The 15,985-nt window shown below is 40.3% G+C and carries 7 protein-coding genes and 2 pseudogenes; 7 read left to right on the top strand and 2 right to left on the bottom strand.

Annotated elements, in window-relative coordinates; genetic code table 11:
- Nucleotides 1-107 precede the first annotated feature (107 nt).
- The 7 genes and pseudogenes from IPL35_05155 to IPL35_05125 all read left to right on the top strand — a co-directional run bounded on the left by IPL35_05155 (nucleotide 108) and on the right by IPL35_05125 (nucleotide 12,992).
- On the top strand, nucleotides 108-2,555 hold the full coding sequence (locus IPL35_05155; GenBank protein ID MBK8442823.1) for a YfhO family protein: 2,448 nt from the start codon (nucleotides 108-110) through the stop codon (nucleotides 2,553-2,555).
- Nucleotides 2,556-2,618: 63 nt separating this feature from the next.
- On the top strand, nucleotides 2,619-3,440 hold the full coding sequence (locus tag IPL35_05150; GenBank protein MBK8442822.1) for a patatin-like phospholipase family protein: 822 nt from the start codon (nucleotides 2,619-2,621) through the stop codon (nucleotides 3,438-3,440).
- Nucleotides 3,441-3,531: 91 nt separating this feature from the next.
- Nucleotides 3,532-4,414, top strand: a pseudogene (locus tag IPL35_05145) (BglI family type II restriction endonuclease).
- Between the two features lies 1 nt (nucleotide 4,415).
- A pseudogene (locus tag IPL35_05140) lies at nucleotides 4,416-5,462 on the top strand (site-specific DNA-methyltransferase).
- 120 nt (nucleotides 5,463-5,582) lie between these two features.
- Entirely contained in the window at nucleotides 5,583-6,500 is a 918-nt protein-coding gene (locus IPL35_05135) for a hypothetical protein (protein ID MBK8442821.1), read from the top strand.
- Between the two features lie 249 nt (nucleotides 6,501-6,749).
- A complete protein-coding gene (locus IPL35_05130; protein ID MBK8442820.1) occupies nucleotides 6,750-7,595 on the top strand; it encodes a class I SAM-dependent methyltransferase in 846 nt (281 codons plus the stop codon).
- 1,605 nt (nucleotides 7,596-9,200) lie between these two features.
- Nucleotides 9,201-12,992, top strand: coding sequence for a DEAD/DEAH box helicase (locus IPL35_05125; protein ID MBK8442819.1), 3,792 nt, complete (start codon nucleotides 9,201-9,203; stop codon nucleotides 12,990-12,992).
- A 163-nt stretch (nucleotides 12,993-13,155) separates the two neighbouring features.
- Here the strand turns inward: IPL35_05125 and IPL35_05120 are convergent, their stop codons facing one another.
- Both IPL35_05120 and IPL35_05115 read right to left on the bottom strand, forming a co-directional pair.
- Nucleotides 13,156-15,306 carry a carboxy terminal-processing peptidase gene (locus IPL35_05120; protein ID MBK8442818.1) on the bottom strand — a complete coding sequence of 717 codons (2,151 nt, stop codon included), beginning with the start codon at nucleotides 15,304-15,306 and terminating at the stop codon, nucleotides 13,156-13,158.
- 133 nt (nucleotides 15,307-15,439) lie between these two features.
- Nucleotides 15,440-15,970, bottom strand: coding sequence for a DinB family protein (locus tag IPL35_05115; protein MBK8442817.1), 531 nt, complete (start codon nucleotides 15,968-15,970; stop codon nucleotides 15,440-15,442).
- Nucleotides 15,971-15,985 lie beyond the last annotated feature (15 nt).

The raw sequence follows: 15,985 nt of genomic DNA, 5'->3' as shown, positions 1-15,985 counted from the left end.
TTTTCAAACACAGGTAAAAAATTGGACTTAAACACTACTTTTACAACCGTGACACTAAAAAACCTTCTTTCAAATTCAGACTTCCACGCCTTAATCGCGCTACTATTTTGCGCGAGGTGGGTTTTATTTTGATACTTGAAATAGCCGTTCTGCTGGTATGTAGCCTCGTATTTTGGAAATTTTTGGATAAAGAATATGTGTATATGTTTACTGATGTAGGCAGCGATACCATCAATATTTATTATCCTCAATTGATGCATTACACTTACTATTCGGCGCAGGAGGGCGGAACGATGATGTGGAGTTTTTATCAGGGAATGGGGCAAAATTTGTATAAAGGTGATAATGAAATTCCATCTTTGATGATATATGTTTCCAAATTTTTGGATTTATTTTATAAGATGGAGTACCCTGCCGAGCGGTTTATTTTGATAGAATTGTGTAAAATTCTGCTAACTTCCCTCTATATCTACTTATTTTTCAGGATTTTGCTCAACCGACGTGTTCCGGCATTGCTGGGGGCTTTTATTTTTACTTTATCAGGATATATGATACTCGGAACGAGTTGGTATGCCCACTCCAATATTATCATGAACAATGCCTTCGCACTGCTGGCGTTTGAGATGTTGTTCACTTTTAATGTATGGATACTTATCCCTTTGGCGGTTTATTATATCAGTTTTGGACCTTACTTGTATTTTACCACTACTTTCATTGGCTTGTATTTGATCTTTCGCATGTTTGCCACAAGGGATAAAACATGGAAAGATGTGGGGCGCATTGTGCTGAAATTGGTGGTGTTTTCGTTGTTGGGTGTTGCTTTGTTGGCTCCGGGTTTGGTGTCGCAATTCACTCGGGTGGTACAAAGCCCCCGTTTGAGCGGTGCTTCTTCATTGATACAAGACCTGTCGGCAGTGCCTTTTTATTTTTTGGAAAGCCCCTCGCATTATGTCACCATCATTTTGCGTTTTTTTTCCAACGACATTCTCGGCAACGGCTCGGATTACAGCGGCTGGCGCAACTATCTCGAAGCTCCGGCTTTTTATTGCGGTATGCTCACTTTGCTCTTGGTGCCGCAATTATTTTATAATCAGCCGCGCCGCAAACTTTTCATTTATGGTGCTTTATTAGGATTTTGGCTCTTTATCCTTATCTTTCCCTACTTTCGCTATGCTTATTATTTATTTGCAGGCGACTACTACAAACACGCTATTTCTTTGTTTTTTCCTGCTACGCTCATCATATTTGCTATGTTGAGCTACCGCAATATTTTGGAGTTTCGTTTTAAAGTTCAAGTGCCTTTGCTGCTTATTACCTGTGCGGTATTGTTGGCGTTGTTGTTTTTTCCGTATCCGGTGCAGGATATACATATCCAACAAAATATCCAACTTACGGCGGCGGCATTTTTGCTGATTTATACCGTTTTGTTATTGCTATCCAATTACGCGTCCTTGCAACGCATTTGTTTATATGCCTTAGTTCCTTTGGTTTTGTTGGAGTTGGGCATTATGGCAAATCATACCGTTGCGCCGCGCCAAGCAGTAAAAAGCGAAACTTTGCAGGCACGCGTGGGCTACAATGATTATACCGTAGATGCTATTAATTATCTCAAACAAACCGACAGCACTTTTTTTCGTATCAACAAAGAATATTCTTCGGGTACAGCCCAAGAGCCGAGTATCAATGATGGTATGGTGCAAAATTATTTCGGCACTACGGTTTATACTTCTTTCAATCAAAAGTATTATATCCGTTTTTTAGAAAAACTTTTTGTGATAGACCCCAACGATGCCACACAAAAACGCTGGTCGCCCGGCTTGAGTACGCGCCCCTTTTTGCAGAGCATCGGCACTGTTAAATATCACCTCACCAAAGACAATCCATCGGCTTACGAAACCAACGGCTTTGCTCAGGAAGCCAAAACTTTCAACGATGTGCGTTTGCTGCGCAATAAATTCTACTTGCCTCTCGGCTTCACCTATCGCCAAAAAATCAGCCTTGCCCAATTTGAGCGCATCAACAATGCTTCGCTGCGCGATATAACCTTGTTCAATGCTTTTGTGGCGGAAAATGAAGATTTAGACGCTTTTAAATCTTATCCGGTGTACGAAGGAGCGCAGGTATTGCCGCAGAATTATACCCTTGAACATTATGCCGCCGATGTGTTCAGCCCTTTGCGCGACACTTTGCGCATCGAGAGGCACGGGCACAATTTTATCAGAGGTACAATAGAAAGCCGTGCGCCGCAATTTTTGTTTTTTGCCATACCCTACGACAAAGGCTGGCGGGCAACCCTTGATGAAGAGGAAGTACCACTGTATTTGGCAAATGTCGGTTTTATGGGAATGAATATTCCGGCAGGGCATCATACCGTCCGTTTAAAATTTGTACCCCCTTATTCCTTCATCGGCGATATTATTTTTGATGTGGCACTTATTTTATATTTAATCGGTATCGTGCTTACGTTTTTGTGGCCTATTTATCGAAAAAAAGAACTCATAGAACAACAAGGAGGCATTCAGGGAGAAGAAGAATTCTCCTATCATCAAATTTAAAAACCAAAAACAACAGTATGTTTTTTGATAAAAAAGTTGTTTTAAAAAAAATAAAAAAAAGTAATGGTTAACCAAAAAATCGGTATTGTTTTATGCGGCGGTGGTGCACGCGGCTGGGCTCATATTGGCGTGTTGCGGGCTTTGGAAGAAAACGGCATCAGTCCGGCTTGGGTGGCGGGTACGAGTGCCGGCTCTATCGTGGGCGGCTTGTATGCGGCGGGCGTTTCCTTTGACAAAATGATGGAGATTGCCAACAACAACAGTATTTTTAAAGTGCTGCGTTTGGGAGCCAGCCTCAACATTATCAGCGGTGGCGGCTTGACAAAATTGTCGCTGCTGAAAAGTATTTTTTTGGAGCAAGTACCACACGACAGCATTGAGTTGTTGCCGAAAAAATTATTTATAGCTGTCAGCAACCTCAATTCCGGCGAGTATCAGATATTGGAGCGGGGCAGCCTTTCCGAAGCAGTGATGGCATCATCGGCAATTCCGATGGTTTTTCATTCGGTAGAAGTTGATAATCAAACTTTTGTAGATGGCGGGCTTATCAATAATTTGCCTGTAGAACCCCTCTTGCCTTTGTGCGATAAAGTAATCGGCGTAAATGTAAATCCGCACGGCTACGATTATAATGTAGAAGGTATTTTTGAAATCGGGCAGCGTTGTTTTGATTTATTGTTGTGGAAAAATACCGAAAGTCGTCTGCGCCAATGCCACATCACCATCGAACCCGAAGAAGCCTACAACTATGGTCTTTTTGATTTTAAAGATGCACAAGCCCTACACGACATCGGCTATCGCCAAACGATATGGAATATAGACCAAATTAAGGAGCAGTTGGGAGGAGGAGATACTTCGCCTATCATTCAGTTGTGTGCCATTTAAAACGACCTAACATAACTTGAATAAGTGGTTTTACAATGCTAACTTTGACAAAACAAATTAAGAAAATAGTTACAATTAGAAACGCAAATAGATGTTTAAACAGTTTATTAATGAGCAATACGATTCATATCAAAGTTCGGTTAATTACTTTAAAAGTAATCCTAATTGCCTTATTAAAATAGAGCACTTTGTTATGAATGAGATTTTGCATTTCATTGACTTACAATTGCCTGAAATAGTAAGGGATTATAACGAAGCGTCCTATTTATATTCGTTTTGGAAAAATTACACCCCACTTGATAGAGGTAGGTCACCAATTGGTGATCAATACCCCTGGATTGAAGTTGGGGAAAAAGTGTTTGGCAGCAAATTATCAAGATATTTCGCCTCTAATTTTGCCATTAAAGATTCTGGACTACCTTCGGGTTCTGATGAAAGATGTATAATTTCAAGCGAAAGAATTAGACAAACTCTTAATATTACAGATTCAGCTTGGATTTTTATTGATATAAAATCCGCTGGGCCAAGAGATGACTTCAATCACGTAGTAATGTCACCTTATCAAGTATCAGGTTCGGGTATCTGGAATAATATTGACGAAGGTGTTTTAAATGACCCAATTATTGCAAAAGGTAAATTAGTTTCTCACAATTTCCTTAGTTCACTCTCTCCTATTTATGTTTTGAGTGATAATACCATAGCACCATTAACAACATTCGTTATTAAACCTGTGTATAAAATGGTCAATAACGGCAATGAAACAATAGGGCAACCGCTTGAAAAAATTAAAATTGCTTGTATTCCTAATGGTCTGTTACTTACCCATAACCCAAATTACTTGCAAACATTTCCAAATCTGTTTTTTCCCAGGAAAAGATGATAAGAAGAAAGATTTACGAAAAATTCGTTCAAGAGTATCATTTGACGTTTTAAAAACAATTGATATGTGGCGTGTTAAAGAAATTTATGTTTAATATGGAAAATCTGGCTATAAATACAGTTTATTGCGGTGATTCTGTTTCATTGATAGGACAAATATCACCTAATTCAATAGCATTATCTTTTTGGTCTCCCCCCTATTTTTGAGGAAAAGAATACGAAAAGGAGGCTACCTATGATTCTTGGCAAGAATTATTAAAAAATATCATTACGTTACATTATGAAGTATTAAAGCCAGGGGGGTTTCTTGTTATAAACATTGCAGATATAATTGCTTTCCAAAACGAAAAAATGCCACGTATTATGGGAATGAATCCTTCAAACAGAAAATGTGATGTAACAAAAGATATGATTCTCAAAGTGCAATCGGATTTTCCTAATTATAACAGAAGGCAAATTGCCGAGGTACTTAAATGCAGTGAACAAACCATTGACAGAAGACTTAATGGAAATAATATACGAGGAGGAAAATACGCAGTAGGTACACACGTTAAACTCGTTGGTGGAAATATAGAACAATACGCATATGATGCGGGGTTGTTTCTTTATGATAAACGTATATGGAAAAAAGACCCTGCGTGGGCAAATTCTAAATGGACAACTAACACACTAAAAAGCGTAAGCGAGACCGAAGATTTATATATTTTTTGGAAGCCAGGAGAATACATTGTGAACCGTGAAAGATTGACACAAGACGAATGGAAGGAATGGGGGTATAGACAGATTTGGGAAATACCCAGCGTTAGAGCAAATAAAGAACACCCTGCTATGTTTCCGAAAGAGTTAGCGTCTCGTGTGATACGGTTATATACAGATGAAGGAGATATTATACTTGACCCCTTTCTTGGAAGTGGCACAACTGCTGTTGCTGCAATTGAGACGAACAGAAACTTTATTGGAATAGAAATGATGAAAAAATACGCTGTAATTGCAAAAAAGAATATCAAGAATGCACAACATTCACAGTCATTTAAAAGTGAAATATTATTTCCCAAAGAGGTGAAAACTGAATTTGCCACAAATACAAATAAAAACGGCACACAACAAGATATTGGCAAAAGCAGGGTTTATGTGCTAATTTGAACATTTGTGGTTTATTGAACATTTTAGCTTCGATTTCCCCCACTTCGCCAAGCCCCAAACCGTTGTAGGCAATCTTAAAGACAGACACTCACTACATAAAAAATTACGACAAAAAACAATATGGCATATACTTCCCCTTTATTCCAAAGTTCGTTTGACCTTTTTTCACACTCTATTGAGCATTTCAATTTAGGGACAGAAAGGGATAGAAAATTTGTAATTCTTCATTTAGCAAATGCAGTTGAGTTAATTTTTAAAGATTTAATGCTTGACTTAGGGCTTTCAATTTATAAAAACGCAAAAGAAACAATTACAATAACAGGTGCAATTGAAACTTTATCAAAAGAAAAGCAAATTAAAATTCCACATTTAAATAAATTAGAATTATTAATAGATGAAAGAAATGCTTTACAACATAGATATGGATTTCCAAATGAGTTGACTACCATTTTTTATATGGAGGCAACTTATGAGTTTTTTAAAGAATTTTTGACAGCTAACTACAATCTTGATATTGAAAAAGTTTTGGAGGATTTTCTTTCAGAAGATGATTTGGCAATATTCAAACTTCGTTCTGTTACTACTCAAACTGAATTAGACAAGTTAAATAAACTGACAAAAGTACACCCCGTTGGTGCATTGCTTTCAGCTTATGCTTATATGGAAGGACAAACAAATAAAATTAGAGAAATAATATTAAGTCATACAGAAGGCGAAGAAAGAGAGTTTAGAATGCCAATTTTTAGATTATTCAATCCCGATAATGTTTCAAGGCTTATGAACGAATATGATGTTCAAATTGATGAAAAAATCAAAAAGAAAATATTTGATTTTAGAAATATAAGAAATCAAGTTGCACACGGAAGAGAAACAGTTGAAAGTAAAGAAGTAGTTGAATTTATAAATATGGTAAAAGATTTAGAACCAAAATTTGATGAATTAAGAAAGAAAGTTGAACAAAATCCAAGACTACTAATTGAAAAAGAAAAAACTCGACTTGAAGAACTAAACGAAAAAAGTAACATATTAAAACAATAAAAGACTGCCTACAACAAGGGGTTGGCAAAATGGGGGCAGAAGTGCTAAACTTGAACATTCGTACTTCTATCAACATTTGTGGTTTATTGAACATTTGAGGTTATAGTCCCTATCTTCGCCAATACCTAAACCGGAAACAGAAGCATAAACAAAGTGGCTAACAGCAAAAAAATATTTTAAGAAAAAAATACCTTCTACAATTCTGTGAATTTACACTATATCCGCGCAGCTTGGCAAAATCAATACGAATTGATTGACAGCGGCAACTTTGAAAAATTAGAGCGTTTCGGCGATTATATCATCGCCCGCCCCGAGCCGCAAGCCTTGTGGAGCAAATCTTTGCCCGAAGCCGAGTGGCAACAGCGCGCCCACGCCCGTTTTGTGCGCCACGCCGCCAAAGATACCACTGCCGAAAAAGGAACTTGGACTCGCCACGCCGCTATGCCCGAACAATGGTGGATTCGCTACCAGCACCATCAATTATCGTTCAAGATGCGGCTGGGGCTTACGGCATTTAAGCATGTGGGTATTTTTCCTGAACAGTGCGACAACTGGAATTTTATTTATGATACCGCTTCACAAATGAAACAACCCGCCGTTCTCAATTTGTTTGCCTACACCGGAGCCGCTACTTTGGCGGCGCGGGCGGCGGGAGCGCAGGTATGGCATTTGGATTCGGTGCGGCAGGTGGTGCATTGGGCGGGCAGCAATGCCGAAGCCAACGGCTGGAACGATATTCACCGCATCACCGAAGATGCCCTCAAATTCGTGCGCCGCGAAGCCAAACGCGGCAAAATCTATCAGGGAATTGTATTAGACCCGCCCGCCTACGGTAGAGGCACTGACGGCGAAAAATGGGAGTTTGAAAAAAACATAGACGAACTGCTCTTCTACTGCGCCCAACTGCTCGCCAAACGCCCTTGCTTTTTGGTGATGAATTTCTATTCAATGGGCTTGTCGGCATTGGTGGTGGATAATTTGATGGCACAACATTTTCCTTTCGCCCGCCACCGCGAACTCGGCGAAATTTATTTTGAAGACAGCTACGCAAAAAAGCTGCCTTTGGGTACTTATTTGCGCTTTAAGTATATATAAAAGCTCCGATAGTGTTTAGTTTTGAATGATTAGTTATTAGTTAATTGCATTATTTTCAATTTATTATATCATTGATTATCATTTAATATTTAACACCACTAAAGTTCCAAAAAGCCACAAGTAAATAACTCGAGTTATCTTTTATACGACTCGAGTTGTCTTTTATACGACTCGAGTTGTCTTTGATACGACTCGAGTTGTCTTTGATACGACTCGAGTTATCTTTGATACGACTCGAGTTATCTTTGATACGACTCGAGTTATCTTTGATACGACTCGAGTTGTCTTTGATACGACTCGAGTTGTCTTTGATACGACTCGAGTTGTCTTTGATACGACTCGAGTTGTCTTTGATACGACTCGAGTTGTCTTTGATACGACTCGAGTTGTCTTTGATACGACTCGAGTTGTCTTTGATACGACTCGAGTTTTCTTTGATACGACTCGAGTTGTCTTTGATACGACTCGAGTTATCTTTGATACGACTCGGGTTATCTTTATATGACTCGAGTTATCTTTATATGACTCCGAGTTATCTTTATATGACTCGAGTTATCTTTTATATGACTCGAGTTATCTTTTATACGACTCGAGTTGTCTTTGATACGACTCGAGTTGTCTTTGATACGACTCGAGTTGTCTTTGATACGACTCGAGTTGTCTTTGATACGACTCGAGTTGTCTTTGATACGACTCGAGTTATCTTTTATACGACTCGAGTTATCTTTTATATGACTCGAGTTATCTTTTATACGACTCGAGTTATCTTTTATACGACTCGAGTTATCTTTTATACGACTCGAGTTATCTTTTATACGACTCGAGTTATCTTTTATACGACTCGAGTTGTCTTTGATACGACTCGAGTTGTCTTTGATACGACTCGAGTTGTCTTTGATACGACTCGAGTTGTCTTTGATACGACTCGAGTTGTCTTTGATACGACTCGAGTTGTCTTTGATACGACTCGAGTTGTCTTTGATACGACTCGAGTTGTCTTTGATATGACTCGAGTTGTCTTTGATACGACTCGAGTTGTCTTTGATACGACTCGAGTTGTCTTTGATACGACTCGAGTTGTCTTTGATACGACTCGAGTTGTCTTTGATACGACTCGAGTTGTCTTTGATACGACTCGAGTTGTCTTTGATACGACTCGAGTTGTCTTTGATACGACTCGAGTTGTCTTTGATACGACTCGAGTTGTCTTTGATACGACTCGAGTTGTCTTTGATACGACTCGAGTTGTCTTTGATACGACTCGAGTTGTCTTTGATACGACTCGAGTTGTCTTTGATACGACTCGAGTTGTGTTTCATACTACTCGATTTGTCTTTTGATACGACTCGAGTTGTCTTTGATACGACTCGAGTTGTCTTTGATACGACTCGAGTTGTCTTTGATACGACTCGAGTTGTCTTTGATACGACTCGAGTTGTCTTTGATACGACTCGAGTTGTCTTTGATACGACTCGAGTTGTCTTTGATACGACTCGAGTTGTCTTTGATACGACTCAGTCCGGTTAAATAATAATTTTTATAAGATTTCTTTTCACTGCAAAGACTTTTTACCTTTGCGGTTTAATTATTATTTTAAATAACAACATGCCAGACCAGACCCTTTATTACATTCGTGAATATATCAGTGAACATGCCTCCCCAAAAATCCTCAGTCGCGGCGAATATATTTTTCATGCAGGAAAATGGAATATTGAAAAATTGGATATAGAACACGAAAAAGTGTGGTTTAGAGTAGAAAGCACCGAAGGAGTAGGCGCATATCGCGTAAAAATATCAGATATTCTTACCGAAAAAATATATGCCGAATGTAATTGTCCTTATGATTACGGCGATGTTTGCAAGCACAGTGTAGCTGCGTTGATGGCATTAGAAAAAGTACTATTGAAAATTCAGGAAGAAGAAAAAAGAATAATTACCGACATACAGCCGCTTGCAGATACTCCTGCCAACAACACTGCTTCCGACTCCTCCCATACCACTTTTAAAAGAAACAAAATATCCAACCTGATTAATTTTGCCAATACCTCTTCACAAATTGTAAATAAAGCGCAGTCGCTTTTGCGCAATCAACAGGTAAAACTACTCAAGGCACAGGATAATGAAATCATAGTAGAAATATTAGACGATATTGCATACCAAGTGCGCTTTCGCAATATCGCGAATAATATGATAGAGAGCCACTGCACTTGTAAAGATTTGAGCTACAAGCTATGCAAACACAAAGTGGCAGCCTTGTTGGAGTTGCGTATGCAAAACGGAGAATTTGCCTTTGACCTTATATCCGACCACACCGAGCGCAAGCGCGAACTCCTCGCCGAATATGGCTTTGATTTGAACGATGACTTCAATGATAAATTTCAGTTTCAATTTGAGGAAGGAAAACTCACACCGAAAATATTAGACCCCTCACTTAAAAAAATAAGCACCTCGAAAGACTGGCAACATGTATCCAATCTGTTACAAAAAAGCAACCTCGCCGAAGCCGAGTGGCTTTGGTTCAATAAAGAAACGACTGCCAAAGACAATGAATACCAAATTGGGTACGCTTTTGTATTTGAGCGAAATGTTTTGGCTTTTCGCTGTTTGGCGATAGTGGGCAAACTCAACACCACCGGAAGACGGTTCATCGGTACGCTGCAAGAAATTTCCGAAGCTCCGCCCGACCATATTCCCGTACTCAACGAAACAGAACTCAGCATCAACCGCTTGCTGAAATTGCTCAACTACTCGCACCTGAGTAGTTTAGCAACGCAGGTGCTGGGCAAAAAAGTGAGCTATTTGGAGTCTTTGAATGAGCAGGAAATGTTGGGCATGCAAAATTATATATTAGTGCATCTGCAACAATTATTTGAGTTGTTGCAAGATTGCACAGTAGGCAGTTTGCCGAATATGAGCAGCTCGTGGATAAATACTCATTTCAAGCCCTTGTCTGTTTCTACTTTTCCTCTGTCGGTACATTTTCAGGTGAGCCGCTCATCGCCTTTTATTGAAGTGCTGCCGGTGCTGAGTGCCGATAATACAATATTGTACGCAGCAGAACAGAAATCGCATTTGATATTTCAGTCGGACGATACGCTCTATTTGCCGCAAAACATAGAAACCGCCGAAATTATTCGCTATTTTCAAAAACAACAGATCATCAAAATCCGCGAAGACCAATTTGGCGAAATGTGCAGTGATTTGTTGCAGCCTTTGATGGAAAAATTTGAAATTTCTTTTGATGATTCTTTTGTCATAAAAGAAATCAGCACCGACTCTTTCAATCAACTCTACATTCGCGAAAACAACGACTCGCTTATTTTGCAGCCGGTGGTGCGCTATGGCGATGCCGAATTTCGCCTCTTTGACCAGCAACGCCGCTTGAATTTAGATGATGAAGACGGCACCCTCCTCATCACTGCCCGCAATACCGAAGCAGAACTTGAACTCAGACAATTTTATCAAAATTTGCACCCCTCTTTTGAAGAACAGAACTTTGGTGTGTTTTATATCAGTTTTCACGAGGCTTTGCGCAACGGCTGGTTGTTTCAGATGTTTGAACTGCTGCACCAAAGAAACATAGAAATTTTGGGGTATCAGTCGCTGAAAAAATTCCGTTACAACACCAACAGCCCGCGCGTCAATGCCACCGCTTCTTCGGGTATCGATTGGTTTGATATTCGTGTGGACATCAGCTTCGGCGAGCAGAACATCACCCTCAAGCAAGTGCAAAAAGCCATTGCCAACCGCCAGAATTATGTGGTGTTAGACGATGGCACTTTCGGTTTGCTGCCCGAAGAGTGGATACGCCAAAACGAAAACCTCCTCAAACTCGGCGAAATTAAAGGCAATCACATCAAATTATCCAAATTCCATTTTTCGCTCATTGATGAAATGTACATCAGTATTGACAGCGAAGAATTGATGCAGGAATTAGAAAATAAAAAAAGAAAGTTGTTGCAATTTGATAAAATTGAACCGCGACCGCTGCCGGCGGGTGTGCAAGCCACCTTGCGCGATTATCAGATGCAAGCGTTCAACTGGTTGGGATTTTTGGAGGAATTTGGCTGGGGCGGCTGCATTGCCGATGATATGGGACTCGGAAAAACCCTCCAAGCCCTCACTTTGTTGCAGGAGCAAGCCCGCAAGCAACCCGATATCCCCAATTTGGTAGTGCTGCCTACAACACTGGTATTCAACTGGGAAAATGAAATCCGAAAATTTTGCCCTTCGCTCACTTATTTTATCCATACCGGCGCACAACGCCTCAAAACCACCGAACATTTTTCAAAATACAATATTATTATCACCACCTACGGCATTGTGGTCAATGATATAGAAAAACTTGCGGAATTTCCTTTTAATTATGTGATTTTGGACGAGTCGCAAGCCGTCAAAAATCCCAACGCCAAACGCTGCAAAGCTGTGCAGCTCCTCAAAGCAAAAAACCGTTTGGCAATGACAGGAACACCCATTGAAAACAACACTTTTGATTTATATTCTCAGATTAATTTTGTCAACCCCGGCTTGTTGGGTCCGGTTCAGTTTTTTAAAGAAGAATTTGCCACCCCAATCGACCGCGATGGCGACGAGCAAAAAGTAGAGCAACTGCGCCGCCTGATAAAACCTTTTATGCTGCGCCGCACCAAAGAGCAGGTAGCCTCCGAGTTGCCGCCGAAAACCGAAACCATTTTGTTTTGCGAAATGGAAGCCGCCCAAAAGCGCGTATATGAGCAGTTTCGTCAAAAATACCGCGATATTATTTTGGATAAAATAGATACAGACGGTATGTCGAAGTCGAGTTTTACGATTTTGGAGGGTTTGCTGAAATTGCGTCAGATTTGCGACTCGCCCTATTTGCTCAATAATGAAGAGCAGGAGTACGGCAAAGAATCCATCAAAGTAGATGAACTGATGACGCTTTTGCTCGAAAATGTGGGCAACCATAAGGCTTTGGTGTTTTCGCAGTTTTTGGATATGTTGGCATTGGTGCGCCACCGCTTGGAAGAAAACGGCATCGGCTACGAATATATGGACGGCAGCACACAACAACGCGAAAAAGTGGTGCAGCGGTTTAAGCAAGATGAAGAGTGTCGCGTATTTTTGGCAAGCCTCAAAGCGGGCGGCGTAGGGCTGAACCTCACCGAAGCCGATTATGTGTTTTTATTGGACCCTTGGTGGAATCCGGCGGTGGAAATGCAAGCCATTGACCGCACCCACCGCATCGGACAAACCAAAAATGTATTTGCCTATAAATTTATCTGTAAAGACAGCATTGAAGAAAAAATACTCCAACTACAAGAACGCAAAAAACATTTGGCTGCCGAACTCATCACCTCCGAAAACGGCTTCGTGAAAAACCTCACCCGCGAAGATATTGAGGAGTTGTTTAGTTAAATCCTTATTATACCCACAAATGAATATGTGTAGCAAATACACTTATTTTGATATTGAATAAATGAAATATAAAAAAAACAACAAGCGTTTTAATCACATTGAAAAAACGCTTGTTGCCCAATATTTTACACCACTTTTTCTTATTGCTTCTTTACAATTCGGATTATTTGTCTATCAGCGCATTCCCCTTTCCTGCCATATCTTTGGCTACTTCAATGGCTTCTCGAATATAAAAGTTTTTTTGCATATCCTCAAAAAAGGCTTCATAACGGTCGGCATTTGCTGAGTCTTTTTCCATAGCCAAATGGTCAGCAGCCGTTGCCATAATATGCAAAGAGTCGCTATTTTCCTTTAATTGGTCATATATTTTTTCTTCTGATTTGGCTTGGCTGCGCTCCTGACGATATTGTTCCAGATTCAAAGCATAGCTTTTTGCTTTATCTTCTTCCTGAAAACGAAGGGCTGTTTTTTCTACTTGCTGAAAGAAGGGGTTGGCGGCTACACGCACCGCACTCATATTTTTGAGTTGGTTGAGGTTGTAGGTGCGCGGAAATGCCTCATAGCGGGCGGCTTCTATTTCGTCCCATTGCAAGGCATAGTCTTCTTCTTTTTCACCGCTTAAAATATATTTATAAGCATCGGGCAATACGATGTCGGGTACTACGCCTTTGAGTTGGGTAGAGCCGCCATTAATACGATAGAATTTCTGAATAGTTACTTTGAGGGAACCGATGGGTTTAATATCATCGTAGCCTTGTACTAAAATATTGTCCAAATCCAGAAAACGCTGCACCGTACCTTTGCCATAAGTGGAGGCAGTACCCACGACAACCCCGCGTTGATAATCTTGTACGGCGGCGGCAAAAATTTCGGAAGCCGAAGCACTTTGACCATTTACCATTACGACCAAAGGACCTTCGTATATCACAGATGGGTCGCGGTCGGCGAGGGTGCGGCTGTTGCCGTCAGGGGCTTTTACCTGCACCACCGGACCATCTTTGATAAACCAGCCCAACATACGCACCACATCATCTAAAGAACCGCCGCCATTGTCGTAAAGGTCAAATACGATGGCATCAACGGCATCATTTTTCAGTTTTAAGAGTTCCTGACGAATATCATCAGCGCAACTTCTGCCGCCAGTGTGGTTGAGGTCGGCATAGAATTTTGGTAAATAAATATAGCCGATTTTGGCGTTGTTGCTTTCAATAACGGCAGATTTGGCATAAGTTTCTTCTATAATAACCACATCGCGGATAATGGGAATTTTGACGATGTTGCCATCTCGTTTTTTTACGGTGAGGCGCACTTCTGTTCCTTTTTTGCCGCGAATGAGCTGCACGGCATCATCGAGTTTCATATCGGTAATTTCTACCGGCTCGGCATCGCCTTGCGCTACTTCTACAATTACATCATCTACTTTCAGTTCGCCCTGCTTCCACGAAGGGCTGCCCGGCACTATGCTCACCACTTTAATAAATCCGTCTTCTTCCTGAAGTGTAGCACCGATACCTTCGAGCTGCCCCGACAATTTAATATCAAAGTTCTTTTTGTCTTCGGGCGGAAAATAACTGCTGTGGGTATCATATACACTCACGATGGCGTTCAGATAAGTGGAGAGGCGGTCGTTATCATCGTTTTTATGAATACGGCTGAAATAGTTTTCGTAATTATGTAATATTTTATCGCGTGCATCGCTTTCCAATTCGGCAAAGACTTTTATTTTTACGGTTGTATCCTTTTTTTCGGCGGCTTCTTCCTGATTCTCCAATTTGCCCAGCACGCGTGTCATTGTTTGATATTTGAGCAATTTATACCATTCATCTTTCAATTCGGCAGTATTTTTGGCGTAAGTTTTTTTGTCGTAATCCATATTTACGCGCTCATTTTGCGTAAAATCAAAGGGTTTGCACAAAATTTCCTGATAATAAGTTTCGGCTTCGGCAATGCGTTTTTTCAGTATTTCATTGGCTTCATAATACAGGTCAAAATTTTTATTGATAATAGCGTCATCTACTTTGTAGCGATATTTTTCCAAATATTTCACATCGCTTTCCAGCAAAAAACGTTTGCCGTAATCCAAACGCTTCAGGTACAAATCAAACGCTTTGGCTGAAAATTCATCATTAATCTGGGGAGCTTGATAGTGAGTACGTTGCAGGCTTTCTTCAATCACCTGCATCAATACTTTTTCTTTTTTGGTAGCGGCATACAACACATTGCCGTCGTCTGCCACTGCTGCCCCGTTGAACATCTGATAAAAACCCGCCGCCGAAGCAATCATTCCCACGAATAAAAGAGATATTAATTTCATTTTCATCTTATTTTTTAATAATTTATACAACGCTGTATCGTTGTTTGTGTTGTTATGACGTTGTTGTTTTTAAAAACAATACACCATTTTTATATGTTTTTAACATTATTTAATAAAATCCCCCATCAAGCATTTATTTGAATGTCGGCGGCATAGCATAGCGGCTGCGCAGCACTTCGGTATGATGCGCCAAATGCCCTGCCAGTATATAGCCGATGGCGCGCACACTTACTTGTTGTGCATTGGCAACTGCCTCGTATTGCAATACCGCCTCCGGCAATGCCGCAAAAAAAAGAATGTTGGATTTACGCAAATGCTCCAACTCCGAAACAAGGGTTCGGAGGCTTTTTTTGGAAAAATCCGCCTCTTGTATATAAACATCTTCATCAAAACCCGCCATTTCCCGCCAATCGCGCCGCGAAAACGCCAAAGCGCGGTAGCTCAAAATGCGCTCTACATCAATTAAATGCTGCACCAACTGTTTCACCGTCCATTTGCCGGACTGATACGCATAATTGCCCTGAGATTCCGGCGTTGTTTTTAATAAACTTTTAAAATCGTGCAGTGTTTTTTTTAATGCTTCCTTTAAACTTAAATGACTCACACTCGCCAAATAGGTTTCATAATAATCAGGATATGCACCTATGATATAAATTCGTTTCATTTAATACTATCTTTG

The organism is Sphingobacteriales bacterium (assembly GCA_016711285.1).
Taxonomy (GTDB): domain Bacteria; phylum Bacteroidota; class Bacteroidia; order Chitinophagales; family UBA2359; genus JADJTG01.
Note: the sequence above shows the minus strand (reverse complement) of the source record. Positions and strands in the feature narration are given on the sequence as shown.